24 protein-coding genes are annotated in these 23,696 nt (G+C 68.3%); 18 read left to right on the top strand and 6 right to left on the bottom strand.

Annotated elements, in window-relative coordinates; translation table 11 throughout:
* Nucleotides 1-142 precede the first annotated feature (142 nt).
* The 3 genes from QRN21_RS08795 to QRN21_RS08805 all read left to right on the top strand — a co-directional run bounded on the left by QRN21_RS08795 (nt 143) and on the right by QRN21_RS08805 (nt 4,674).
* Entirely contained in the window at nt 143-730 is a 588-nt protein-coding gene (locus tag QRN21_RS08795; RefSeq protein WP_053098452.1) for a PadR family transcriptional regulator, read from the top strand.
* A gap of 24 nt (nt 731-754) precedes the next feature.
* A complete protein-coding gene (locus tag QRN21_RS08800) occupies nt 755-2,443 on the top strand; it encodes an ABC1 kinase family protein (protein ID WP_285363710.1) in 1,689 nt (562 codons plus the stop codon).
* 155 nt (nt 2,444-2,598) lie between these two features.
* Complete coding sequence (locus tag QRN21_RS08805) at nt 2,599-4,674, top strand: BCCT family transporter (RefSeq protein ID WP_285363711.1); 2,076 nt, start codon at nt 2,599-2,601, stop codon at nt 4,672-4,674.
* Between the two features lie 372 nt (nt 4,675-5,046).
* On the opposite strand, the gene QRN21_RS08810 is transcribed toward QRN21_RS08805, so the two are convergent.
* Nucleotides 5,047-6,726 (bottom strand): SDR family oxidoreductase, encoded by a 1,680-nt coding sequence (locus QRN21_RS08810; protein ID WP_285363712.1) that lies wholly within the window; start codon nt 6,724-6,726, stop codon nt 5,047-5,049.
* Between the two features lie 91 nt (nt 6,727-6,817).
* Between QRN21_RS08810 and QRN21_RS08815 the strand changes: the two genes are divergently transcribed.
* The 3 genes from QRN21_RS08815 to QRN21_RS08825 all read left to right on the top strand — a co-directional run bounded on the left by QRN21_RS08815 (nt 6,818) and on the right by QRN21_RS08825 (nt 8,971).
* Nucleotides 6,818-7,066, top strand: coding sequence for a hypothetical protein (locus QRN21_RS08815; protein ID WP_056276194.1), 249 nt, complete (start codon nt 6,818-6,820; stop codon nt 7,064-7,066).
* 56 nt (nt 7,067-7,122) lie between these two features.
* The gene (locus tag QRN21_RS08820; protein ID WP_285363713.1) at nt 7,123-7,296 is read left to right on the top strand and encodes a CsbD family protein; all 174 of its coding nucleotides are present in this window, start codon (nt 7,123-7,125) and stop codon (nt 7,294-7,296) included.
* Nucleotides 7,297-7,393: 97 nt separating this feature from the next.
* Nucleotides 7,394-8,971 (top strand): MFS transporter, encoded by a 1,578-nt coding sequence (locus QRN21_RS08825; RefSeq protein ID WP_285363714.1) that lies wholly within the window; start codon nt 7,394-7,396, stop codon nt 8,969-8,971.
* A 15-nt stretch (nt 8,972-8,986) separates the two neighbouring features.
* On the opposite strand, the gene QRN21_RS08830 is transcribed toward QRN21_RS08825, so the two are convergent.
* Together QRN21_RS08830 and QRN21_RS08835 are read right to left on the bottom strand one after the other, a co-directional pair.
* Entirely contained in the window at nt 8,987-9,544 is a 558-nt protein-coding gene (locus tag QRN21_RS08830) for a MarR family winged helix-turn-helix transcriptional regulator (RefSeq protein ID WP_053098456.1), read from the bottom strand.
* On the bottom strand, nt 9,544-9,795 hold the full coding sequence (locus QRN21_RS08835) for a hypothetical protein (RefSeq protein ID WP_053098457.1): 252 nt from the start codon (nt 9,793-9,795) through the stop codon (nt 9,544-9,546). Before QRN21_RS08835 ends, QRN21_RS08830 begins: the two co-directional genes overlap by 1 nt.
* 123 nt (nt 9,796-9,918) lie before the next feature.
* Between QRN21_RS08835 and QRN21_RS08840 the strand changes: the two genes are divergently transcribed.
* The 8 genes from QRN21_RS08840 (at nt 9,919) to QRN21_RS08875 (ending at nt 16,384) form a co-directional block, all read left to right on the top strand.
* A complete protein-coding gene (locus QRN21_RS08840) occupies nt 9,919-10,368 on the top strand; it encodes a MarR family winged helix-turn-helix transcriptional regulator (protein WP_056276197.1) in 450 nt (149 codons plus the stop codon).
* 72 nt (nt 10,369-10,440) lie between these two features.
* Complete coding sequence (locus QRN21_RS08845; protein WP_285363716.1) at nt 10,441-10,770, top strand: DUF7882 family protein; 330 nt, start codon at nt 10,441-10,443, stop codon at nt 10,768-10,770.
* Between the two features lie 3 nt (nt 10,771-10,773).
* Nucleotides 10,774-11,064, top strand: a complete 291-nt coding sequence (locus QRN21_RS08850; RefSeq protein ID WP_157557383.1) for a hypothetical protein — start codon at nt 10,774-10,776, stop codon at nt 11,062-11,064.
* Nucleotides 11,065-11,149: 85 nt separating this feature from the next.
* Complete coding sequence (locus QRN21_RS08855; RefSeq protein WP_072590531.1) at nt 11,150-12,373, top strand: MFS transporter; 1,224 nt, start codon at nt 11,150-11,152, stop codon at nt 12,371-12,373.
* Nucleotides 12,374-12,526: 153 nt separating this feature from the next.
* Complete coding sequence (locus tag QRN21_RS08860) at nt 12,527-13,834, top strand: ABC transporter substrate-binding protein (protein ID WP_285363719.1); 1,308 nt, start codon at nt 12,527-12,529, stop codon at nt 13,832-13,834.
* Between the two features lie 72 nt (nt 13,835-13,906).
* Complete coding sequence (locus QRN21_RS08865) at nt 13,907-14,779, top strand: carbohydrate ABC transporter permease (protein ID WP_056276212.1); 873 nt, start codon at nt 13,907-13,909, stop codon at nt 14,777-14,779.
* On the top strand, nt 14,776-15,669 hold the full coding sequence (locus tag QRN21_RS08870) for a carbohydrate ABC transporter permease (RefSeq protein WP_285363720.1): 894 nt from the start codon (nt 14,776-14,778) through the stop codon (nt 15,667-15,669). Before QRN21_RS08865 ends, QRN21_RS08870 begins: the two co-directional genes overlap by 4 nt.
* Before the next feature lies 1 nt (nt 15,670).
* Nucleotides 15,671-16,384 (top strand): alpha/beta fold hydrolase, encoded by a 714-nt coding sequence (locus QRN21_RS08875; RefSeq protein WP_285363721.1) that lies wholly within the window; start codon nt 15,671-15,673, stop codon nt 16,382-16,384.
* Nucleotides 16,385-16,551: 167 nt separating this feature from the next.
* Here QRN21_RS08875 and QRN21_RS08880 read toward each other — a convergent pair whose 3' ends face one another.
* From QRN21_RS08880 to hisD, 3 genes are read right to left on the bottom strand one after another with little or no spacing between them, the layout of a single operon-like run.
* Nucleotides 16,552-17,295: an HpcH/HpaI aldolase family protein gene (locus QRN21_RS08880; protein WP_285363722.1), complete on the bottom strand. Its 744-nt coding sequence runs from the start codon at nt 17,293-17,295 to the stop codon at nt 16,552-16,554.
* The gene (locus QRN21_RS08885; protein ID WP_285363725.1) at nt 17,292-18,050 is read right to left on the bottom strand and encodes an SDR family NAD(P)-dependent oxidoreductase; all 759 of its coding nucleotides are present in this window, start codon (nt 18,048-18,050) and stop codon (nt 17,292-17,294) included. Before QRN21_RS08885 ends, QRN21_RS08880 begins: the two co-directional genes overlap by 4 nt.
* A complete protein-coding gene (gene hisD / locus QRN21_RS08890; protein ID WP_053098468.1) occupies nt 18,047-19,378 on the bottom strand; it encodes a histidinol dehydrogenase in 1,332 nt (443 codons plus the stop codon). Before hisD ends, QRN21_RS08885 begins: the two co-directional genes overlap by 4 nt.
* Before the next feature lie 99 nt (nt 19,379-19,477).
* Between hisD and QRN21_RS08895 the strand changes: the two genes are divergently transcribed.
* The 4 genes from QRN21_RS08895 to QRN21_RS08910 all read left to right on the top strand — a co-directional run bounded on the left by QRN21_RS08895 (nt 19,478) and on the right by QRN21_RS08910 (nt 23,655).
* Nucleotides 19,478-20,479 carry a LacI family DNA-binding transcriptional regulator gene (locus QRN21_RS08895; protein WP_285363726.1) on the top strand — a complete coding sequence of 334 codons (1,002 nt, stop codon included), beginning with the start codon at nt 19,478-19,480 and terminating at the stop codon, nt 20,477-20,479.
* A gap of 133 nt (nt 20,480-20,612) precedes the next feature.
* Nucleotides 20,613-21,593, top strand: coding sequence for a nuclear transport factor 2 family protein (locus QRN21_RS08900; protein WP_053098470.1), 981 nt, complete (start codon nt 20,613-20,615; stop codon nt 21,591-21,593).
* A gap of 30 nt (nt 21,594-21,623) precedes the next feature.
* Nucleotides 21,624-22,793: a cupin domain-containing protein gene (locus tag QRN21_RS08905; protein ID WP_053098471.1), complete on the top strand. Its 1,170-nt coding sequence runs from the start codon at nt 21,624-21,626 to the stop codon at nt 22,791-22,793.
* Entirely contained in the window at nt 22,786-23,655 is an 870-nt protein-coding gene (locus QRN21_RS08910; protein ID WP_285363728.1) for a nitrilase-related carbon-nitrogen hydrolase, read from the top strand. Before QRN21_RS08905 ends, QRN21_RS08910 begins: the two co-directional genes overlap by 8 nt.
* The last annotated feature ends 41 nt before the right edge of the window (nt 23,656-23,696 follow it).

The following is a 23,696-nucleotide window of genomic DNA, read 5'->3' on the forward strand; positions in this document are numbered from 1 at the left end:
TCAGCGTACAGAGAGATGACGATCGAGCAGCAGGCCGATCGACACATCCGCCGAAGTTCACCTTCCGGGCCGAGACTCCCACCCCACATTCAGCCTTAACGATATATCGTTGACTATCGCTCACCACTTCCGGGAGGTCATCATGAACAACGCATTCCCCTCGAACCCGTTCGGCGGATCCGGCTTCGGCTCGGGCCAGGGCGGACCCGCATCCGCGATCTTCGATGCCATGGAGCAGCTCCGCAAGTCCTTCGAGCAGCGCCCCAGCGGCGGCTCGCGCATGGCGAAGGGCGACGTCCGCACCGCGGTGCTGTCGCTGCTCACCGAGAAGCCGATGCACGGCTACCAGATCATCAACGAGATCGCCGATCGCAGCGGCGGATCGTGGAAGCCGAGCGCAGGCTCGGTCTACCCCACCCTGCAGCTGCTGGCCGACGAGGGCCTGATCGAGGCTCAGGAGCAGAACGGTCGCAAGACCTACTCGCTCACCGAGGCCGGCCGCGCCGTCGCCGCCGAGCACACCGAGACCCCCGCCCCGTGGGAGTCGCAGTCGAAGAGCGAGGGCTCGCACGACAACCCCCGCTACAGCGCACTGCCCAAGGCGGGCGTCGACCTCGCGGCGGCAGCCGCGGCCGTCGGTCGCAGCGGCAGCACCGAGCAGGTGCAGCAGGCGGTCGAGATCCTCGACGAGGCCCGCCGTAGGCTGTACTCGATCCTCGCTCAGGACTGATCGCACACGACACAGGGACGACACATGACGGATGCTGCGGCGCAGGGCGCCCATCGTGCCCGGTACCGCCGCATCCTGTCGTTCGCGGCGCGCGAGTTCCTCAAGGTCTGGTGGTTCGAGCTCGTGCTGCCGCGCTTCGGCATGAGCTCGATCGCCGAGCGCACCCGGGCGCCGCGCATGCAGCGCTTCGCGAAGCGGTTCCACGTGCTCGCGGTCGAACTCGGCGGCCTCATGATCAAGGTCGGGCAGTTCATGTCGTCGCGCCTCGACGTGTTGCCGCCCGAGATCACGAAGGAACTCGAGGGACTGCAGGACGAGGTCCCGGCCGTGCCGTTCGCCGACATCCGCGCGGCCGCCGAGGCCGAACTCGGCCGTCCGCTCGCTGAGGCCTACGCCTGGTTCGATGAGACGCCGGTGGCTGCCGCATCCCTCGGCCAGGCGCACCGGGCCCGACTCTCCGCGCAGGATGCCGACGACACCGGTCTCGGCGACGTCGTCGTCAAGGTGCAGCGCCCCGGCATCGACGAGATCGTCGCGGTCGACCTCGCGGCACTCCGCCGCGTCGCCCGCTGGGCGATGCGCGTGCGACTGGTCGCCGATCGGGTCGACGCGCCCGGCCTCGTCGAGGAGTTCGCGCAGACCAGCCTCGAGGAGATCGACTACCTGCACGAGGCCGCCAGCGCCGAGCGGTTCCGCGAGAACTTCGCCGGCGACCCCCGCGTCAGCGCCCCCGAGATCGTCTGGGAGCGGTCGACCCGGCGCGTGCTCACGCTCTCGGACGTCACCGCGATCAAGATCAACGACACGGATGCTCTGCGGGCAGCCGGCATCGATCCGGCCGAGGTCGCCGACGTGTTCGCCGAGGTCATGTTCGACCAGGTGTTCACGCACAGCTTCGTGCACGCCGACCCGCACCCGGGCAACATCTTCGTGACACCCGAGGCCGACTCGACGACCGGGCGCAACTTCCGCCTCACCTTCATCGACTTCGGGATGATGGCCGAGGTGCCCGACAACCTCCGCGACGGTCTGCGCACCCTGCTGATCGCGGTCGCCGGTCGCGACAGTCGAGGCCTGGTCACAGCGGCCCAGGAGATCGGCGTGCTGCTGCCCTCCGCCGACACCGCCGAGCTCGAACGGGCGCTCCGCGCGCTGTTCGCCCGCTTCGGCGGCATGGGCTTCGCCGAGCTCAGCAAGGTCGACCCTCGGGAGTTCACCGACTTCGCCGACGAGTTCGGCGACATGGTGCGCTCGCTTCCGCTCCAGCTGCCCGAGAACATGCTGCTGCTCATCCGTGCGGTGTCGCTGACCTCGGGCATGTGCTCGAGCCTCGATCCGTCGTTCAACGTGTGGGACGCCGCCGAGCCCTACGCCGGCCGCCTGCTGCGCGACGAGTCGGGCAACCTCATGCAGGACATGGCGCAGCAGGCCATGGAGACCGCCGCCGTCACCTACCGCCTGCCGAAGCGGATCGACGCGATCATCACCCGCGTCGACGACGGCAACGTCACCTTCGACACCTCGGCCCTCGAGCGCCGCCTCGACCGGCTCGAGGGCATCGCCCGCCGCATCGGATCGGGCGTGCTGTTCGCCGCGATGCTCGTCGGAGGCGCGCTGCTCGTCACGCCGCTGCCGCCGCTCGGCATCACCCTCATCTGCGTCTCGGCGCTGCCCCTGCTGCACTCGGTGTTCGGCGGTCGTCGCTCGCGCTGATGCGCCCGGAGTGCTCGCGCTGATGCGCCCTGGTGCTCGCCGCTGATGCGCCCGGAGAACCCGGAGCATCCGGCATCCGCCCGGCGTGTGCGCCCCGGAGCGCCGCGGATCGACCCGTTCATCTGGCCTTTCCGTCCAGGTCGCAGAATGCCGGCATGGGAGAATGGGTTCTCATGGACACTCCGGACGAGAAGACGCCCACGAGGAACGACCCTCCGAAGACCTCCACCGCCGCGATCAGGCAGGCCGCGAAGGCCACCGAGACCGCGCAGAAGATCGTGCGCGACATCGCCGCGGTTCCGCCGCGCGGCGTGCACCCGGCGCTCGTGCCCGGCGTCTCGGTCGAGGAGACCGGACGCACCTACCGCACCGATCCGCTCGTCTTCGGCATCGCCGTCGCGCTGACCCTCGCGTTCATCGCGTGGGGCGTGTTCGCGGGTGACAACCTCTCGGGCACGACCTCGACCGTGCTCGGGTGGGTCGTCGAGTACTTCGGCTTCTTCTTCACCACGATCGCCACCGTCATCCTGGTCTTCATGCTGTTCGTCGGCTTCAGCCGCTACGGACGCATTCCCCTGGGCCGCGACGACGAAGAGCCCGAATTCTCGATGTTCTCGTGGATCTCGATGCTCTTCGCCGCCGGAATGGGCATCGGTCTCGTCTTCTGGGGCGCCGCCGAGCCGCTCACCTTCTTCGAGAACCCGCCGCCCGGAACGGTCGAGGCGAACACCCTCGAGGCCATGCACACGGCGCAGGCGCAGGTGCTCTACCACTGGGGCCCGCAGGCGTGGGCCTTCTACGCGCTGGTCGGCGGCGCGATCGCGTACGGCGCGTTCCGTCGTGGCCGCACGCCCCTGATCTCGTCGATCTTCGCGCCGCTGCTCGGTGAGGGGCGTACCACCGGACCCCTCGGTCGCACGATCGACATCTTCTCGATCATCGTGACCCTCTTCGGCACCGCCGCGTCGCTCGGCCTGGGAGCCCTGCAGATCGGCCACGGCGTCGAGATCGTCAGCGGCATCGGCGAACTCGGCAACGGCGTGCTCATCGCGGCCATCGCCGTGCTCACCGCCTGCTTCATCGCCTCGGCGGTCTCGGGCGTCTCGAAGGGCATCCGCGCGCTGTCGAACATCAACGCGGTCGTCGCGCTGCTGCTCGCATTCTTCGTCTTCTTCGTCGGACCGACGCTGCTGATCCTCAACGTTATTCCCTCGGTCGCCGTGCAGTTCCTCGGCGACCTGCCCGAGATGGTCGCGCGGTCGGCGTCGCAGGGCGATGAGGCGCAGATGTTCCTGTCGAGCTGGACGATCTTCTACTGGGCATGGTGGATCTCCTGGTCACCGTTCGTGGGCATGTTCATCGCCAAGATCTCGCGGGGCCGCACGCTGCGCCAGTTCGTCTCCGTCGTCATCCTGGTTCCGGCCGCCATCTCGCTCATCTGGTTCGCGATCTTCGGAACCACGGCGATCCAGCAGCAGATGAACGGGGCAGGGCTCACGGTCGACCCGCCCGAAGAGGTGCTCTTCGGCGTGCTCGAGAACCTGCCGTTCCCGCTGATCACCAGCATCGTGCTCATCCTGCTGATCTCGATCTTCTTCATCACCGGCGCCGATTCGGCCTCGCTCGTCATGGGCACGCTCTCGCAGCAGGGTCGCCCCGAGCCGTCGCGCTGGGTCGCCGTCGTCTGGGGAGTCCTGGTCGGAGTGATCGCGGCGGTGCTGCTCGTCACCGGCGAAGAGGGCAGCGGCCTGAAGTCGCTGCAGAACGTCACGATCATCGCGGCGCTGCCGTTCGCCGTGATCATGGCCTGCATGATGGTCGCGTTCATGAAGGATCTGCGACGCGACCCCATGATCCTGCGCGAGCGCTATGCCCGCATGGCCGTGCGCCACAGCGTCATGGCCGGACTCGAGGAGTACGGCGACGACTTCGCGCTCGTGCCTGTCGAGTACGACCACTCCGAAGACGACCTCGCCTGGATCGATGAGGCCGACGTCGACGACAGCCTCGCCGAGGTCTACGCGACCGCGACCGAGGCGATCGACATCATCCCCGACGCCGGTGGTGGCGCAGCGGATGCCAGCGCCGATGCCGGCGATGCGAGTCCGGCCGGAGATGCGAGTGCGACCGGCGACGCGAGTGCGGCCGGCGATGCGAGTGAGGGTGCGGCCGCGGACGCCGGGTCGGATGACGGGGGCGACCCTGCGGGCCTCGCCGAGCGTCCTTCCTGACGTCAGTCGCATTGTTGACCCCGCCCGCGCCGCCCCGGCCCGGTGCGGGGTCAGTAACGCATCCGAATCGGCCGTTTCCGCTGCGAAAGTGGCCCCGCACGTGAGTCCCGGTGCCGAAGTGGCCCCGGATGCACCTCGCGCGTGGGTCCGGGTGCCGAAGTGGCCCCGCACGCACCTCGCGCGTAGGTCCGGATGCCGAAGTGGCCCTGCCGCGTGGGTTGTGGGCGTGAGGTCGCCCCTACCCGCGGGTTCCATCGCGGTGCGGGGTCAATAACGCATCCGAATCGGCCGTTTCCGCTGCGAAAGTGGCCCCGCACGTGAGTCCCGATGCCGAAGTGGCCCCGCATACGCCTCGCGCGTGGGCCCAGAGGCTCAGGCGACGGGGGCCGCCTCGCCCGCACCCGCCTCGCCCGCACCCGCCTCGCTCGCACCCGCCTCACCCGCACCCGCTTCGCCGACACCCGCCTCGCCGACACCGGGCGCGACCGTCTCGACGGGGACGGATGCCGCGGCGGTGATCTTCGCCGCCATGCCCGCGAAGATGAAGCCGTGGAAGGGCAGCACGGCCAGCCAGTACAGCCGCCCCGCGAGCCCGCGGGGGAAGAAGACAGCCCGCTGCTCGTAGCGGGATCCGTCGCCGTCGGGCAGTGCGCGCAGCTCGAGCCAGGCCTCGCCCGGCACCTTCATCTCGGCGCGCAACCGCAGCAGTCCGCCGCTCGCGGGCGACGAGTCGGTCTTGCGTCCGGGCTCCTCGACGGCCTCGACGCGCCAGAAGTCGATCGCATCACCGACCCGCGCCTCGGCCTTGCTGCGGCGTCCGCGGCGGAGCCCGACTCCGCCGACGAGCCGGTCCATCCAGCCGCGCACCGCCCAGAGGAACTTCGACGAGTACCAGCCGTTCGACCCGCCGATGCCGATGATCACCCGCCACAGTCCGTCGACCGGGGCCGACGTCTTCAGCTTGCGGGTGTCGGTGAAGACGGTGCGTCCCGCCCAGTCCGGGTCGCTGGGCAGCGGGTCGCTCGGGGCGCCCGAGACCTCGGCATCCTGCCAGCTCGTCTCGATGGTGTCGGCGTCGAGGCGGCCCAGCGCCATCGACACGGCGGTCCGATACGGGGTCAGCCCGCCGTCCGGGCGGGGGATCAGGTCATCGATCGCGCGGTCCTTCACGATGCACTCGTTCTGCAGTGACGCGACGAGCGGGCGCGCGATCGATCGCGGAACCGGGGTCACCAGGTTCACCCAGTGCGATGCGAGTCCCGGAGTGAGCACCGGCAGGGCAGCGATCGCGCGCTGGCGCAGACCCGCCTCGAGCGCATAGCCGTTCATCATCTGGCCGTAGCGCAGCACGTCGGGTCCGCCGATGTCGGCGGCGCGGTTGACGCTGTCATCGACGCGCGCGGCGCCCAGCAGGTAGTGCAGCACGTCGCGCACCGCGATCGGCTGGATGCGGTTGCGCACCCATTTCGGCGCCGGCATGTACGGCAGCACGTCGGTCAGGTGCCGGATCATCTCGAACGATGCGGAACCGGAGCCGATCACGACGCCCGCCTGCAGCACGAGCGTCGGAACGCCCGACTCGAGGAAGATCTCGCCCACCCGCACCCGGGAGCGCAGATGAGGCGAGAGCTTCACATCGTCGGGATGCAGTCCGCCGAGATACACGATGCGGCGCACGCCGGCCTTCGCCGCGGCATCCGCCACCGTGGTGGCCGCTCGTTCGTCGCTCTCCTCGAACCCCTTGCCCGCCGTCATCGAGTGGATCAGGTAGTAGACCACGTCGACATCGCGCATGGCCTCGGCCACGGCGTCCGCGTCGTCAGCCGAGCCCTCGACGATCTCGCAGTCGGCACCCCACGGGAAGGATGCCGCGCGCGCGGCGTCCCGGGCCAGTGCGCGCACCCGGTATCCGGCGTTCAGCAGACGAGGCGTCAGCCGCCCGCCGATGTATCCCGTGGCGCCGAGCACCAACGCGCGAGGCGCCGATCCGTCTTCGCGGGGGAGGGCGCGCAGGGCCTCTTCGTGCCCGGTGGGCTGGGTGAGCTCGGTCATGTGTCGAGCGTAGGCGTGATGACCGGAAATTTCACTAGGCTAGCGATTGACTAGTTCATCTAGTAATCTTTTGGCGGAGGAAGGTGATCACATGTCGACAGCCACGCAGTACCCCACCCGTCGTGAGCTCCGGTCTCGGCGAATCCTGCCGAACGGTCCTGTCGACGTCGCCCCGCTGTCGGCACGTGCTGCTGTCGGCCGCTCCACCGGGCTCCGCAGCGGCCCGCTCCCCGCATCGCGCACGCCGTTCTGGAAGTCCGCCGGAGTCGTCGGCCTCATCGCGGTCATCGCCGCCGGCACTCTGCCGCTGGCGGCATCCGCCCTCGACATCCCCCTGTGACCGCACGGCGCGGGCGCTCGACCACAGACCACCGCTGATAAGAGAGAGGAGCCCCCATGGGACTCGATGACAAGATCAAGAACACCGCTCAGGACGTCGCCGGCAAGGCGAAGGAGGCCGTCGGCAAGGTGACCGACAACGAGAAGCTCGAGGCGGAGGGCCGCGCCGACCAGGCGAAGGCCGACGTCAAGAAGGCCGGAGAGAACGTGAAGGACGCGTTCAACAACTGACACCGGTGAGCAAGGCGGGGAGGTGGCGCGAGCCACCTCCCCGCCTTCTGTGCGGCCCGACCTGCGATGGTCGTGCGGCGAGAGAGAGTGAGACAGCATGTCCGACCGCCTGAACAATGACACGCCGAACCTGTGGCAGCGCCTGCTGCGACGGCTGCGTCCCGCCGCGGCAGAGCCTCGTCGGCTCACGGTCGAGGACGTCACCGTCGTCGACCGCCCGATGCTCCGCCGCGCGGTCGCCGGCACCGTGGTCGGCAATCTCATGGAGTGGTACGACATCGGCGTCTACGGCTATCTCGCGGTGATCATCGGGCGGGCGTTCCTGCCGGACGCATCCGCGGGGGCGCAGTCGCTCTTCTCGCTCGGCGTCTTCGCGGTGACCTTCGTCGCCCGTCCGCTCGGCGGCATCGTGCTCGGCCAGCTCGGCGATCGACTCGGCCGTCAGCGCGTGCTGGCCTTCACGCTGATCATGATGGCCGCGGCCACATTCCTCATCGGCGTGCTCCCCGACTTCTCGGTCATCGGCGTCTGGGCGCCGATCCTCCTGATCGTGCTCAAGCTCGCGCAGGGCTTCTCGACCGGCGGCGAGTACGCGGGCGCCACGACCTTCATCACCGAGTACGCGCCCGACCGGCGGCGCGGCTTCTATGCCTCCCTGCTCGACCTCGGCTCGTACATGGGCTTCGCCATCGGCGCCGCCTTCGTCTCGATCCTGCAGCTGACGCTGTCGGCCGAGGTCATGCAGGGCTTCGCCTGGCGCATCCCGTTCCTCGTCGCGCTTCCGCTCGGACTGATCGCGATCTACTTCCGACTGAAGATCGAGGACACCCCGGCATTCCAGGAGGCACAGGACTCGGCGAAGCGCGCGGCCGACGACGCACAGGCGTCGGCGGATGCGCCCAAGGGCGTGCTCGCACTGATCCGCGCATACTGGCGCGAACTGCTGACGGCCTTCGTGCTCGTCGCCGCCGCCAACACCGTGGGCTACGCCCTCACCTCCTACATGCCCACGTACCTCACCGGAACCCTGGGCTACGACGAGGTGCACGGCACTCTGCTGACCCTTCCCGTGCTCGTGGCGATGGCGCTCTGCATCCCGCTCACCGGAAAGCTCTCCGACCGCATCGGACGCCGCAAGGTGCTGTTCATCGGGTCGATCTCGGCGATCGTGCTGGCCGTGCCGTCGTTCCTGTTCATGATGCACGGGGAGATCTGGTCGACGCTCCTCGGCCTGGTGCTGCTCGCCTTCCCCGTGACCTTCTATGTGGCCAACCTCGCCTCGTCTCTGCCCGCGCTCTTCCCGACGTCGTCGCGCTACGGCGGCATGGGCATCTCGTACAACCTCGCCGTCGCCCTGTTCGCGGGCACGGCTCCGGTCGTGATGGAGGCGCTCGTGCAGATGACCGGATCGTCGCTGGCCCCGGCGTTCTACGTGATCGGCACCTCGATCGCCGGCTTCATCGCCGTGGTGGTGCTCAAGGAGTCGGCGCGCAGGCCGCTGCCGGGTGCGATGCCGAGCGTGCAGACGATCGAGGAGGCCGTGGAACTGGTCGAGACGCAGGAGGAGAACCCCGACCTCGACCTCGACGAGCTGTTCCCCGAACGCCTCGAGAACGCCGCGGACGACGACGGAGTGGCCGGCGCTCGGGTCGAGGATCAGGTCGAGAAGGCCTGACCCGCGGCGGAGGGATCACTCGCCGGAGGGCTCGGACTCCTCGTGCGAGCGGATGACGTCGCGCAGCTCCTGATCGAGATCCGACGCCTCTTCGATGGCCGAGGTCATGCCGGCGAGGAATCGCGTCACGATGCCACGCTCGCGGTCGCTCATCTCGTCGACGAGCGACAGCATCCGCCGGTGCATCGCGCCGAGGGTCTCGCGCACCTCGTCGTCGCTGCTGACGGTGGGCACGACGACCCCGGCGCGGCGATCGGTCGGGTGCGGCTCGCGCTTCGCGTGCCCGCCCTTCTCGAGGCGGTCGATGAGGGTCGTCGTCGACGCCGTGGAGATGTCGAGCATGCGGGCGATGTCGATCGGGCGCACGATGCGGCCGGCCCGCTGCTCGCGCAGCAGGAATCGCAGCGCGACCAGGTCGGTCTCGTTCATGCCCATCGACGCCCTGGTGCGGGCTCGCATTGCGGTCTCGGCCGAGCGGTAGCGGCGGAGCATGTTGAGCACGTCGACCGTGCTCGCGCTGTCGGAGTCGGGGTACCAGTACCCTGATCGGCCGAATTCTTCAGAGCGCTCCATCACGCCACCTCGCCGTCATCGCTCAGGGATCCCTCGTTCTCTCCATGCTCGCGCGCGAGCATCTCGATCGCGCCGGCTTCGACCTCGGCAGGGACGATCCGCAGCAGTCCGCCCGTGATGGCGTCGTGCTCGGCGGCCACGATCTGGTCGAGCCGCCAGGCGGGAACCGACGGGAACCGCGCTCGCAGGCGATCGAGCATGTCGGCGTACATGATGTACCCCGCATCCCCGAGTGTGAATCGCTCGACCATGACGTCCCTTTCCTGCCCGTGTTCTATCTTCGCACCCGATCAGAGTCCCTGGTGGCATTGGAATTCGCTAGGCCACCTCGTTACCTGTCTTTCGAGTAGCATGGAGGGGTCAGGGGGTGACACATGGCCAGCAGGACCGACATCAGAACGACGTCGACCGATCTCGTCGCTCGGGTCGACGAACTCCGTCGCGCCGAGGCGCAGCTGGGCCGTCGCCTCGCCGCGCTGCGCGCGCCCAACGACACCGATCGTGAGGCCATGAGGTACATCACGGAGGCGCCGGCGGATGCTCCCGCGACCCCGGGAGGACTCGCTGCGCACCTGAACGTGAGCACGGCCGCGATCACGAGCCTGCTGCGCCGTCTGCAGGAGCGCGGCCAGATCGTCGTCGCCCCGCATCCGGCTGACGCGCGATCGAAGGTTCTGCGACCCTCTCTGCGCGATCTCCACTCGCCCGGCGACGAGCTCACGCAGCGCATCGCCGCCCTCGCCGACGAGTTCACGCCCGAGCAGACCGATGCGATCTCACGGTTCCTGCACCGCTTGACGGAAGAGATCGGCGACCTTCCCTGACGTCCGACTGGGATTTAGCTAGGTAACCTAGTAATCTATTTCTCAAGCCAGTTTGAGCGTGAGGGAGAGAACATGGGTTACCTGACCTACGGAAGCACCGCCGCACCGATCGAGATCGACGACGAGCTGCTGACCCACCTGCGGCTGGTGATCGTGACCAAGCTGCGGCGCAACGAGTCCTTCCCCCTGACCCTCTCGATCGGCGACGGCGCCATCGAGACGCTCTGGGTGCACGCCTCCATCCCCCTCCGGTTCGCCATGGACGAGGAGCCGAGCATCGACCGCTCGCTGGTGGTCTCGATGATGAACGCGGCGAACTCGGCCGGCGGGCTCGACCTCACTCGGGCTGAGTTCGCTCCGGCGCTCACGGGGTCGCGTGTGCTGCACGCGATGACTGCGTGAGCCATGTCCGTACGAATCAGAAATGCCGCGAAGGCGGCGACGAGCGCGCGGGTGCGAGGCGCCTCGCGGACGCGAGGGCTGTGGGTCGAGGTCGATCCCGGCTTCCACGTCGGCAATGACCGGCGCCAGTTCCTCGGATCGATCACGGGGACGCCGCGTGAGGGCTTTCGGGCTTTCGGAGCGCAGTCCGACTTCATCGGCCAGTTCGACGACCTGGATGCCGCCAAGGCAGCGGTCGCTGCGGCATCCGTGATCGCCGAAGAGATCGCACAGGGCGAACCGCAGCTCCACTGAGGTCGATCGCGATCGCCGCACGGGTGGCATACGCGACGCGGAAGGCGATTTTCGACGGCGTCCCTCGACGTGTACGGTCGTTGCTATGACTTCGATCGAATCGATTCGACGGCCGGCTGTCGACCAGGCGTCGCGCCGAGCGCGCATCGCGGTCTCGGCGCTGTTCCTCACGAACGGCGCACTGTTCGCCAACATCCTGCCCCGCTACCCCGAGATCAAGGCTGCTCTGGGGCTCGACAACGCCGGGTACGGCCTCGCGATCGCGGCCTTCCCTGCCGGCGCGATCGCCGCGGGTCTTCTCGCCGCCGTGCTGATCCGTCGATTCGGCTCGGCGCGGATCGCCGTGTTCGGCACGATCGCCACGGGGCTCGGCCTGCTCGCGGCCGCACTGGCGCCCTCCGGCATCCTCTTCGCCGTCGCCCTTCTGCTCGGCGGGGCATCCGACGCGATCACGGACGTCGCCCAGAACGCGCACGGTCTGCGCGTGCAGCGGCGATACGGCCGCTCGATCATCAACTCGTTCCACGCCATCTGGTCGATCGGCGCGGTTCTCGGCGGAGGCATGGCCGCGGCCGCGATCGCCCTGCAGCTGCCGCTCGGCGTGCATCTCGGCATCTCGACCGCGGTGTTCGCGGCCGTCGCCTTCACCGCGCTCTGGTTCTGCCTGCCCGGACGCGATGAGGAGGCGGATGCGGAGGCGACGGCCGAGCCGGTCGAGCTGGGCGGCGCCGTGCGCCGCGGAGTCAGCCCTCGCACCGTGATGATCATCATCGCGCTCACGCTCATCGCGATGGCCGGTGCGGTGGCCGAAGACGCCGGCAACTCGTGGGCGACTCTCTATCTGAGTGAATCGCTCGGCGCCGCGGCCGCCATCGCGCCGCTCGGATTCATCGCGCTCGTCGGCGCACAGTTCATCGGCCGGATGCTGGGCGACGGCATGACCGACCGGTTCGGGCAGCGCGCGGTGGCCCGCGTCGGAGGACTGATCGCCGCAGCGGGCATGACACTCGCGCTCATCTTCCCGAGCGTGCCGGGAACCATCGCCGGATTCGCCGCCGTCGGCTTCGGCATCGCGACGCTCATCCCGGCCGCCATGCATGCGGCGGACGAACTGCCCGGCCTGCGACCGGGAGTGGGGCTCACGGTCGTGTCGTGGCTGCTGCGGCTCGGCTTCCTGCTGTCACCGCCGATCGTCGGGTTCATCGCCGACACCGAGAGCCTGCGGGCCGGGTTGATCGTGGCCCCGGCTGCGGCTCTGGTCGCGGTGCTTCTCGCCGGCGTGCTCGAGAAGCGCAGGGTTCGGGAGTAGCAGTTCGGGTCGGCCGCGGCGGGCCGTGAGAGTGATGCGGACGGGTGTTCGTCCTCCCGTATCGCGGGTTTTCGCAGTATACGTATTCAATCCTGAAAGTTTCCGGGAACATAGGCTTCCCTAAGTCGATTGCATACGTATACCATCAGCGTCATGGGACACATCAAGCATCGAGCACTGCCGGTACTCGCCCTCGCAGCAGTGGGCATGATCGCCCTCTCCAGCTGCGGCGCCGGGACCCGAACCGACAATGAGAACGCGACAACGGTGTCGTGCGACTACACGGCTCCCGAGGGCAAGACCACGGTCAACGTCCTCGCCTACAATTCCTCCGCCATCGACCCCTTCACCGACACCATGGTCAAGAGCTGTTCGACCGATGACGTGACGCTGAAGCACGATCCGATCGACTTCGGCGGGCAGGTGACCAAGACCACGGCCACCCTGGCCGGCGACACGGGCACCTACGACATCATCGAGACCTACGGATTCGTCATCCCCGGCTTCGGCGAAGAGGAGAAGCTCGTTCCGCTGAACGACCTCTGGGACAAGTATGGCGAGGACTACGGGCTCGGCGAGATCAGCGAGTCGATGGTCGAGGGCATGTCCTACGACGGCGACATCTACGCCATCCCGATGCAGGCGCAGATGTTCGTCATGGCCTACCGCGCCGACATCTTCGAAGACCTCGGCCTCGACGTGCCGACCACCTTCGACGAGATGATCGCCGCGGCCGAGGCGATCAAGGCCGAGGGCCTCATGGACTACCCGATCGCGCTGCCCTGGCTCGCCACGGCCGACGTGACGACCGGCTTCGAAGGGGCGATGAACTCCCTCGGCGCCGACTTCGTCACCGCAGACGGCGAGGTCACCCTCGACGGACCCGAGGCGAAGCAGGCCGTCGAGGCGATGCTCGCACTCAAGCCGTACATGGACCCGCAGGTCACGACCTTCGACCAGCCCAAGGTGCAGCAGCAGATGTTCAACGGCACGGCGGCCATGTCGATCATGTTCTCCGGTCGCATGTTCGACCTGACCCTGCCCGCGAACTCCAAGCTGTCCGACTCCTTCGGATTCGCCGGTGCGCCCAAGGTCTCCGACGACGCCGAGTACTCCTACAACCGCCTCTCGATCGACGGCTGGTCGATCCCCTTCAACACCAAGCTCGACCACGACATGCTCTTCCAGATGATGGCGTCCGCCGTCAGCGAGGACGCGTCCACGGCATCCGTCCCCGCCGCCTACCCGGCCCGCGAGGGCATGGTGACGGAGGAGAACTCCCCGTACGGTGCCGCCGCCAACGACTCGATCGCGAGCGCCATGCCGCCGATCGTGTCGCCGGTCATCGCCGACATCACCAACGAGATCCGGCCGATCCTGGTCTCGATCCTCAATGGCCAGGTGTCCGTCGACGACGGGCTCGCCCAGATGCAGGCCGCCGGCGAGAAGATCGCCGGCTGACCCCGATCCGACCGTCCATGACTGTGGCCTGAGCGCGAGTTCAGGCCACAGTCCGTCCAAGGGAGGACGCACATGAAGGCACGCGAATTCTGGCTGCTCTTCGCTCCGAGCCTGCTGGTGATGGGTGCACTGCTCGTCCTGCCGCTGGTGCGCACGGTGCAGTGGAGCTTCGAGCAGGTCCGCTACGGCACACCAGGCACCTTCATCGGGTTGGAGAACTTCACCGACGCGCTGACGGACCCCCGTTTCCACAAGGCGGTGATGTTCACGGTCGCCGTCACGATCGTCACCACGGCGATCCTGCTCGTCTTCGGGTACATCATCGCCACCGGCATCAACCGCATCACCACGTCGCGTCCGCTCGTGCTCGGCATCATGCTCGTCTCGTACGTGCTGCCGAACCTCGTCGGCGCCGTCGCCTTCTCGTGGCTCTTCGACGACAACTTCGGCGGTGTGGTGAACCGCCTGATCGGCTTCTTCGGCGGGTCGCAGGTGCTCTGGTTCACCGATCAGGTGCCCAACGCGATCCTCGTGATCGCCAACACCGTCTGGCACATGCTCCCGTTCGCGATGCTGATCATCCTGGCCGGACTCCAGGGCGTGCCGAACGAGCTGAAGGAGGCGGCGAAGATCGATGGCGCCAACGGCTTCCAGACGCACCTCAACGTGATCATCCCGACCATCCGCGGAGTGCTCGGATTCGTGACGCTGATCACGATCATGGATGTGCTGCGCATGTTCGACAACCTGATCCCGCTGTCGCCGCAGGCGCAGAACATCGGCAACGAATCGATCATGCTCTACGTCTACTCCGTGGCATTCGCCGATGGCGCCGAGAACCTCGGTCTTGGCAGCGCGATCAACGTGCTCACCATCCTCCTGATCCTCATCATGCTGATCCCGTTCATCCGGGGCATCTTCAAGGAAGCGAAGGCCGAACGATGAGTCTCACCTCCGCAGAACTCTCGACGAGGGCCATCGTCACGAAGGGCGTGCCGAAGCGCCGTCGCCGCGGCCACAACCGCCCGCCGGTGATCACGGGGCTGCTGCTCGGCATCCTCTGCATCGTGATGCTGAGCCCCTTCATCTGGATGACGCTGTCGGTGACCAAGCCCACCGACGTCGCCTTCGCCAACCCGCCGGTGCTCTGGGACTACCAGCCGACCCTGCAGGCGTTCGTCGATCTGTGGCAGACCACGTACTTCGCCGACTACCTCGTGAACACCGTGGTCGTGGCGGTCGTGTCCACCGTGATCGCGCTGGCGATCGGCATCCCGGCGGCCTATGCGCTGTCACGGTTCCCCAGCTACGTCTCGGCGCTGCTGCTCGTGCTCGCACTGATCTTCCGTGCGCTGCCCCGCTTCGCGGTGGTGCTGCCGATGTACGACATCAGCCGCGCGCTCGGCATCTACGACACCACGTTCGCGCTCGCGATCGCCCTCGTCGCGATCAACCAGCCGTTCACGATCTGGCTGCTGCGCAACTTCTTCGCCGAGATTCCGAAGGAGCTCGACGAGGCGGCCATGATCGACGGCTGCACCAGGATCGGGATGCTGCGCAGGGTCATGATCCCGCTGATGGGGCCGGGGATCCTGACCGCCGGCATCTTCGTGTTCCTGTTCGCCTTCCAGGAGTACCTCACCGCGCTCGTGCTCACCGACACCTCGTCGAAGACGGTGCCCGTGTTCATCGCCACGCAGCTCGGGCAGACCCTGCCGATGCTGCAGCAGGCGGGAGCGGCGTCCATGCTGTTGACGATCCCGGTGTTCGTGATCGCCTTCATCGCGCAGAAGTATCTCGTCGCGGGTCTCAGCGACGGTGCCGTGAAGGGCTGAGGTGGCTGCCGCGGTGCCGCCGCTCGTGCTCCTCGCGGGCATGAACTGCACGGCCGACCTGTGGACGGATGCGCGGTTCGAGGGGGCGGTCCGGCCGGTGCTGGATCGTCCCTCGATCGGCGAGCAGGTGGCGGCGCTGCTCCGGGATCTGCCCGAGGCCTTCGTGCTCGTCGGCCACTCGCTCGGGGGCATCGTCGGCATGGCTCTCGCCCTCGCCGCGCCTCAGAGGGTGGCCGGCCTCTGCCTCGTGTCGACCAATGCCAAAGCGCCGACCGACGCGCAGCGTTCCGGATGGGGCGGGTGGCTCACGGCACTCGACGAGGGCGTCGAGCCGCGCGCGCTGCAGGACGGCATCCTCATTCCTCTGTTGGGGGAGGCGCTCGTGCGAGAGCGGCCCGAACTCGTGGAGCGGACTCTGCGCATGGGGGAGGAGACCGGTGCCGACCGGCTGCGCGCTCAACTGCGGATGCAGCTCACGCGCACCGACCTGCTCTCGCGGATCACCGGATTGTCGATGCCGACCCTCGTCGTCTCGGGGCTCGACGACGCCATCTGTCCGCCGCACTTCCACACCGAGATCGTGTCGGCGATGCCTGACGCCCGTCTCGTCACCCTGGATGCCGGCCACCTGCTGCCACTCGAGCGGCCGCGTGAGTTCGGGCGTCTCGTCCGGTCGTGGATGTCGCAGCAGCGACTGGCCGGCATCGTCGTCTGACCTCGGGTTCGCTGCGCCTCGGCTTGTGGTGCTGCGGCAGTCGGGAGGAGATCCGCGATTCGGAGGGTGGAGGCGGGGGAGGTGACCTCCGTGTCGCAGATCTCCTCCGGATCGACGGTGGGTGGCGGGGCGCGGGGGGCGCGGGCGGTGCGGGATGCGGGGAGCGCTCAGCGTTCGGGCGCCGCGAGGCCGCCCAGATGCGCCATGAGAGAGGACGCGAGGTTGTAGACGACGAGGTCGGCTCCGTCGGCGAAGGCCGCGCTCGCCGCATCCCTCGTGCCGACGATGTCCATGCGCAGTGAGCCGACCCTGGCCAGCGCCGAATGCACCGCAGCGATCGCCTCGGGCACCGGTCGGTCATCCGGTCCACTCGACGCCGCGAGGTCGGCGGGGCCGACCATGATGCCGTCAAGTCGTGGCACCGTGGCGATGCCCTCGACGTCTGCGACCCCGCCGGGCGATTCGATCATCCCGAGCACGAGAGTGTTCTCGAGCCACCAGTCGCGGTGCTCTGAGGGGTCGATGAGACCGAAGCGTCCGGCCCGGCTGTAGGTCGCGAATCCGCGCAACCCGACCGGCGGGTACATCGCCGCAGAGACCAGCGCCTCGGCATCCGCTGTCGTGTCGAGGTGAGGGGCGAGGATGCCCTGGGCTCCCTGGTCGAGCACCCGCAGGATCTGGCCGCGGTCGCCCTCGCCGACGCGCACGATCACCGGCACGCCGTGCACCTGGGCCAGCGCGATGTGCTGCCGCAGCGCGACGACGTCGGCTGGGCCGTGCTCGCAGTCGATCAGCACGAAGTCGAACTCGGCGACGGCGAGCATCTCGACCAGCTCTTCCGACGGCATCCGGAGCAGTGCCCCGATCAGCTTCTCGCCGGAGAGCGCTCGGGCTCGCAGCGACCGCATCATGCGACCATTCCTGCTGAGAGATCGATGTCGGCACCGCACATGCCCGGCATCCCGAGCATCGCGATGACCGCTGCGCCCACCTCTTCTTCTGTGACCATGCGTCCGAGCGCCGCGCGCGAGACGAACGCCTGCTCGGCGTCGTCGATGCTCGTGCCCGATCTCGCGGCCTCGAGGCGGAAGTTGCGCTCCATGCGCGGTCCCTGCACCGGGCCCGGCGACAGCGAGTTCACCCGCACACCTGCCGGTCCGACCTCGAACGCGAGCGTCGAGGTGAGCCCGATCACGGCCATCTTCGACGCGCAGTACGGCGTGCGGTGCGCGAGCGGACGCTTGCCCGAGACGGAGGCCACATTGATGACGTCGCCCTCGCCGCGTTCGACCATGCCGGGCAGGAGCGCCTTGCAGAGCAGGAACGTGCCGCGCACGTTCACGGCGAACACCTCGTCCCAGTCGTCGACCTCGATGTCGGTGAGCGCTGCGACCGGACCCGGGATGCCGGCGTTGTTCACCAGGATCGACACCTCGGTGTCCGCCAGCTGCTCCCGCAGCCTGTCGACGGATCCCGGATCCGACACGTCGCAGATCATTCCGCGTGTCCGTGAACCGAGGTCGGCGACGACGCGGTCGAGCTTCTCCGCGTCCCTCCCGACCACGACCACGTGCGCACCGGCGGCGTGCAGGGACCGGGCGATGGCCGCCCCGAGTCCGCTGCCGCCGCCGGTGACCACGGCCGTGCGACCGGCGAGGTCGGTCATCGCGACTCCGCGCCGACCGCCGCGTGACTCTCGTCGATCCAGGCGAACTCCGTGCCGGCGTGCCTCCAGGCGCGGGCATCGCCCGAGCGGGCATGACCTTCGAAGAGCTCGACTCGTGCAGCGCGGCCGCACACGGCTCCGAGCTCGGCCGACGACTCGCTGTTCTGGATCTCCTGATAGGTCACCGTGCGCAGGTACTTGCCCACCCAGAGTCCGCCGGTGTACCTCGCGGCGCCGAGCGTCGGCAGCACGTGGTTCGTGCCGATCACCTTGTCGCCGTAGGAGACGCAGGTGTTCTCGCCGAGGAACAGCGCGCCGTAGTCGTGCATCCGCGTCAGTGCCTCGCGCGGGTTCTGCGTGAAGATCTGCACGTGCTCGAAGGCGAAGTCGTCGGCGATCCGATAGGCCTCGTCGAGGTCGTCCGCGACGATCACCTGTCCCCAGTCGCGCCAGGCCGGGCCGGCGTAGTCGCGAGTGGGCATGCCGGGCAGGATCTTCTCGATCCAGTCCATGACCTCCTCCGCCAGCGCCTGCGAGGTCGTGACGAGCACGGCGGGGGAGTCGGGGCCGTGCTCTGCCTGGGAGAGCAGGTCGACGGCGGTGAAGAAGGGATCGGCGTGCTCGTCGGCGACGATGAGGATCTCGGTCGGGCCGGCGAAGAGGTCGATGCCGACCTCGCCGAACAGCTGGCGCTTGGCCTCGGCGACGTAGGCGTTGCCCGGGCCGGCGATCATGTTGACCGGTTCGATCGAGTCGGTGCCCACGGCCATCGCCGCCACCGCCTGCACTCCGCCGAGGATGTAGATCTCGTCGGCGCCGGCCATCTTCATCGCGGCCACGGTCGCGGCGGGGATCTCGCCGCGGATGGGCGGAGTGCACGCGACGACGCGGGGCACGCCGGCGACCTTGGCGGTGATGATCGTCATGTGCGCGGATGCCGTCAGCGGGTACTTCCCTCCCGGGATGTACGCACCGGCCGCCTGAACCGGAACATGCTTCTGTCCGAGGAACACCCCGGGCAGCGTCTCGACCTCGATGTCGACCAGCGAGTCGCGCTGGGCCTGAGCGAAGCGGCGCACCTGGCTCTGCACGAACTCGATGTCGGTGATCACCTGGGCGTCGAGCGTGCCGATGATCTCGGTGATCTCGTCATCGGAGAGCCGATACGAGTCGCGACTCCAGTTGTCGAACTGCTCGGCGTACCGCCGCACGGCGACGTCGCCGTTCTCGCGGATGTCGCCGATGATTCCCCTCACCCGCTCGGCGACGTCCTGCTGAGCGGTGTCCGCGAACGTCTTCGTCGGCGCGGTCTTGAGATGCAGGGGCATGGCCCTTCCTTTCGTTGCATACGTATGTGCTGATTATGACCGCGTATGCATTCGGGCGTCAAGGGCGGTAGAATCCTGAGATCGAGGGGGAGGCGCCAGATGGTCGTCACGAGTCGTGATGTGGCCCGCTTGGCGGGAGTCTCGCAGCCGACGGTGTCTCGGGCACTGCGCGACGATGCGCGGGTGTCCGAGGCGACGAAGCTCCGGGTGCGCGAGGCAGCCCAGCTGCTGGGCTACGTGCCGAGTGAGGCGGGGCGCGCTCTGTCGTCCGGTCGCACGCGGCGCATCGGCCTGCTGCTGACCGATCTCGACAACCAGTTCTATTCGCACATCATCGCCCCGGTGCACCGAGAGCTCGAGACGCTCGGGTATCAGCTGATGCTGCACACCGAGTCGGCCGACAACGACACCATCGTCGAGCGACTGCTGGCCAACGGCCTCGACGGCGTGATCCTCGCGACCACCACCGTGGACTCCGTCGCGCCGCTGCGCCTCAAGGATCGCGGGCTGCCCTTCGTGTACTTCAACCGCACCGGCTCGTTCGTCGAGGCGGACGCCACGGTCGTCGACCCGGCTCCCGGTTATCGCGAGGCGGTTCAGCGTGCTGTCGCACTCGGGCACACCAGGGTCGGCGCGGTGCTCGGACCGAGCAACACGAGCACGGCGCAGAGCCGCGAGGCCGCTCTGCGGGAGGCGCTCGTCGCCGAGGGTGTGACGCTGCCCGAGAGTCACGTGCGCCGGGTGCCCTACGGAGCCGCCGAGGGCGAGGCTGCGGCATCCGAGCTCCTCGAAGGGCCGGAGCGCCCGACCCTGCTGTTCTGCGGCAACGATGTGGTGGCATACGGTGCGCTCAATGCCGCGCACCGTGCCGGTCTGCGGGTGCCGGACGACCTCTCGATCCTCGGTTTCGACGACCTTCCTGAAGCGGCCTGGCCGATCATCGACCTCGCCACGATCGGCTACGACATCGCCGGCATGGCGCGCACGGCCGCCGACCTCATCGTGCGCCGCATCGAGGATCCGAGCGCCGAGCTCGAGAAGACGCGCTTCGAGTCCGTCTTCGTGCCGAGGCGCACTCTCGCGGCCGCACGCGCCGACTGACCGCCTCTCGGCGATGATCACCGTGTGCGCAGGATCGTCTCTTGCGTTGCTTTGTGCATACGCATACACTGACGAGGAAGAAGCCAGCGATCACCGATGAACCGCAGCTTCGCATCTCGAAGGAGTGAAACGCGTGTCTCTCGACCCGGTTGCCTATCTGCCCTACCAAGACCCCGACGACTTCATCCGTGAGGTCACCGATCTGATCTGGGTCGATCGGTCGATCAGCTTCATCCGCGACAACTACGAGCCCGACTCGATCGTGCACGGCGCCTACGGCACCTCGACGACGCGACAGGAGGTCATCGAAGGAACGCTCATGCGCATCTCGGCGACACCCGATCGCACCGGCCAGGCCGAAGACGTGATCTGGGAGGCTCGCGGCGACGATGCGTTCCTCAGCTCGCACCTCGTGCTGTCGGGGCACCTGCAGACCTCCTCGCACAGCCGCACCATCGCCAACTGCCTGTACCGCAAGGGCCGCATGGTCGAGGAGTGGGTCGTGCGCGATTCGCTCGCCGGCGCACTCGAACGCGGCGACGACCTCGACGAGCTCGCCCGCGCCCAGGCCTTCCGCGGCTACACGGGGTCGTGGACCGAGCCGGCGCCCGCCGATCCGATCGCGAAGGGCGACTCGGGCGTGCGTCCCGACGACCACCGCTCCGAGGTCGAGACCGTCATCGACATGATCCAGACGGTGTGGAACGACCGCGACCTGCAGAAGGTCGAGAAGTTCTTCCACCGCGACCTCGTGCTGCTCACGGTCGGCAACCGCGTCGTCATCCGGCCTGAGGGCTACCGCCGCGCACTGCTGCGATTCCTCGAGTCGTTCCCCGCCGGGCAGTTCGAGATCCGTGACATCCAGACCAACTACGACGTCCGCTATGCGGGACTGCGCGTCGCGGTCACCTGGAAGTTCGTCGGCGACTACAACGGAGCCCCGAACTACGGCAGCCTCACCGGCAAGCCCGTCGACGTGCTCGGCATCTCGCAGTTCACCTTCCATCAGGGAGCCCTCGTCAAGGAGGTGCGCCTGTGGGACGACATCGCCCTGCGCGCCCAGATCGCGGGTACCCGCGGCGACGAGCCGGCAGCCTTCAGCAACATCTACTGATCATCGACTGATCGACAAGGAGAAGAAGAAATGAGCAACGCCATCGTCGACCAGGTCGACGTCATCGTCCCCGCGGACGAGATCGCACGCCGCACCATCCGCCGCACCGACTGGGTGCCGTGCAACTCCGCTTTCATCGACTGCCGCACTCCGGGATCCGACCGCAAGGAGAACTACTCCTTCATCGGCGCCGGCGTCTCGCAGAACGCGAGCCAGTACGTGAACCTCGAGGTGAATCACGGCTTCAACACCGGAGCCGCGGGGATGCCGAACGGCATCTCGAACAACCTGCATCTGCACTTCACCGCGGAGGTCTTCATCAACCTCGGCGGCGAGTTCCGCCTCCGCTGGGGTGTCGACGGCAAGCAGGGCGAATACATCAGTCACGACGGAGACATCGTGACGATCCCCACGTGGATCTTCCGCGGGTTCACGAACGAGGGGCCGGATGACGGCATCCTCTACACGGTGCTCGGCCGCGACGACAACGGCGGCATCATCTGGGGTCCGTCGGTGCTGCGCGAGGCGGAGTCCTACGGCCTTCACCTCACGGCCGACAACAAGCTCATCGACACGGTCGCCGGTGACGTGCTGCCCGACGATGTGCCGCTGATCACCCCGATGAAGCAGCACTACATCGACGAGCTCACGACCTACACGGTCGAGGACATGCGCTCGCGGGTCATCCAGCCCGGCGACCGCAAGTACTCGTCGGCGGCGCTGCTGTGCGCGGCGGTCGACGGCGGGCACGTCGAGCTCGCCACCGCCATCGGATACGGCATGAGCGAGAACCGTCGCCAGGTGCCGAACGTCACGGAACCCCACTCGTTCAACCTCGCGTGGGTGCGGGCCGAAGCCGGTCAGGGAGTGCTGCGCCACCGCCACGACAAGACGCAGGCGCTGCTGTTCAAGACCGGCCGCTGGGAGGTCACCCTCAACGGCGACCCGTCGACCGCCGTCACGCTGGGCGCCGGAGACACCTTCTCGGTTCCGGAGGGCAGCTGGCGCTCGTACGTCTGCGTCGAGGGAGACGAGTCCGGCACCGGCACGGTGCTCGTGATCAACGGCGGCGACGACCGCGTGTACCTCGAGTGGGCTCCGGAGGTCGTCGAAGCGGCGGCCGCCGCCGACTGGACCATCGATCCCAACGGCTACCTGGCCCCGCTAGGAGTGATGGTCACCGCCACGGAAGATGACTGAGAACGACGGGGCGCGAGGGGGTACTGCCCTCTCGCGCCCCGGCGCGTCCGTGACGGGATCGGATGCCGCTGAGCTGCGCGTCGCGGCGCTGTCGCCCGAGATCGTGCTCGGCGACGTCGACGGCAATCTCGACCGCATCCGCTCGGCGATCTCTGCCGCTGCTCGTCGGCAGGCGCAGCTGATCGTGCTGCCGGAACTCGCGACCAGCGGCTACGTGTTCGCGGATCGCGAGGAGGCGCACAGTGCCGCTCTCACCGCCGACGACCCGCGGTGGTCGACGCTGCAGGAGACGATCCCCGCGGATGCCGTCGTCGTGGTCGGATACGCCGAAGCAGACGGGGAGCGGCTCTTCAACACCGCCGCCGTGCTCACTCGCGACGCGCGCCTGGCCGACTACCGCAAGTCGCATCTGTGGGGTGCCGAGAAGCTCGTCTTCGGCAGCGGGTCCGAGGCCGGACTCGTCGTGGGCGCCCCGTTCGGTCGTCTCGGCGTGGCGCTCTGCTACGACAACGAGTTCCCCGAGGTGCCGCGCCGCCTCGCGCTCGCGGGCGCGGATGTGCTCGCACTGCCTGTCAACTGGCCGCTCGTGCCCCGGCCGGACGGCGAACATGCACCCGAGCTGATCCAGGCGATGGCGTCGGCGCGGTCGTCGCGACTGCCCGTCGTGATCGCCGATCGATGGGGGTCCGAGCGCGGCGTCGACTGGACCGACGGCACGGCGATCATCGACGAGCAGGGCTGGATCGTCGCGTTCCGAGCAGTGATGGGGGCGACGGCCGTGCTGTCGCTCGACGCCGCCCGCGGCAAGGCGCTGCCGCCGCACAACGACCTGTTCGCCGATCGGCGCGCCGACCTGTACTGAGTGGGTATGTGAAGCCCGGCCCTGTGCCGGATGCAGGACGA

The organism is Microbacterium sp. LMC-P-041 (assembly GCF_030209555.1).
GTDB lineage: Bacteria > Actinomycetota > Actinomycetes > Actinomycetales > Microbacteriaceae > Microbacterium.

Bases quoted from the DNA above. Each gene is read 5' to 3' on its own strand.
- QRN21_RS08795 (WP_053098452.1), top strand. From the start codon at position 143: ATGAACAACGCATTCCCCTCGAACCCGTTCGGCGGATCCGGCTTCGGC.
- QRN21_RS08800 (WP_285363710.1), top strand. From the start codon at position 755: ATGACGGATGCTGCGGCGCAGGGCGCCCATCGTGCCCGGTACCGCCGC.
- QRN21_RS08805 (WP_285363711.1), top strand. From the start codon at position 2,599: ATGGGAGAATGGGTTCTCATGGACACTCCGGACGAGAAGACGCCCACG.
- QRN21_RS08810 (WP_285363712.1), bottom strand. From the start codon at position 6,726: ATGACCGAGCTCACCCAGCCCACCGGGCACGAAGAGGCCCTGCGCGCC.
- QRN21_RS08815 (WP_056276194.1), top strand. From the start codon at position 6,818: ATGTCGACAGCCACGCAGTACCCCACCCGTCGTGAGCTCCGGTCTCGG.
- QRN21_RS08820 (WP_285363713.1), top strand. From the start codon at position 7,123: ATGGGACTCGATGACAAGATCAAGAACACCGCTCAGGACGTCGCCGGC.
- QRN21_RS08825 (WP_285363714.1), top strand. From the start codon at position 7,394: ATGTCCGACCGCCTGAACAATGACACGCCGAACCTGTGGCAGCGCCTG.
- QRN21_RS08830 (WP_053098456.1), bottom strand. From the start codon at position 9,544: ATGGAGCGCTCTGAAGAATTCGGCCGATCAGGGTACTGGTACCCCGAC.
- QRN21_RS08835 (WP_053098457.1), bottom strand. From the start codon at position 9,795: ATGGTCGAGCGATTCACACTCGGGGATGCGGGGTACATCATGTACGCC.
- QRN21_RS08840 (WP_056276197.1), top strand. From the start codon at position 9,919: ATGGCCAGCAGGACCGACATCAGAACGACGTCGACCGATCTCGTCGCT.
- QRN21_RS08845 (WP_285363716.1), top strand. From the start codon at position 10,441: ATGGGTTACCTGACCTACGGAAGCACCGCCGCACCGATCGAGATCGAC.
- QRN21_RS08850 (WP_157557383.1), top strand. From the start codon at position 10,774: ATGTCCGTACGAATCAGAAATGCCGCGAAGGCGGCGACGAGCGCGCGG.
- QRN21_RS08855 (WP_072590531.1), top strand. From the start codon at position 11,150: ATGACTTCGATCGAATCGATTCGACGGCCGGCTGTCGACCAGGCGTCG.
- QRN21_RS08860 (WP_285363719.1), top strand. From the start codon at position 12,527: ATGGGACACATCAAGCATCGAGCACTGCCGGTACTCGCCCTCGCAGCA.
- QRN21_RS08865 (WP_056276212.1), top strand. From the start codon at position 13,907: ATGAAGGCACGCGAATTCTGGCTGCTCTTCGCTCCGAGCCTGCTGGTG.
- QRN21_RS08870 (WP_285363720.1), top strand. From the start codon at position 14,776: ATGAGTCTCACCTCCGCAGAACTCTCGACGAGGGCCATCGTCACGAAG.
- QRN21_RS08880 (WP_285363722.1), bottom strand. From the start codon at position 17,295: ATGATGCGGTCGCTGCGAGCCCGAGCGCTCTCCGGCGAGAAGCTGATC.
- QRN21_RS08885 (WP_285363725.1), bottom strand. From the start codon at position 18,050: ATGACCGACCTCGCCGGTCGCACGGCCGTGGTCACCGGCGGCGGCAGC.
- hisD (WP_053098468.1), bottom strand. From the start codon at position 19,378: ATGCCCCTGCATCTCAAGACCGCGCCGACGAAGACGTTCGCGGACACC.
- QRN21_RS08895 (WP_285363726.1), top strand. From the start codon at position 19,478: ATGGTCGTCACGAGTCGTGATGTGGCCCGCTTGGCGGGAGTCTCGCAG.
- QRN21_RS08905 (WP_053098471.1), top strand. From the start codon at position 21,624: ATGAGCAACGCCATCGTCGACCAGGTCGACGTCATCGTCCCCGCGGAC.
- QRN21_RS08910 (WP_285363728.1), top strand. From the start codon at position 22,786: ATGACTGAGAACGACGGGGCGCGAGGGGGTACTGCCCTCTCGCGCCCC.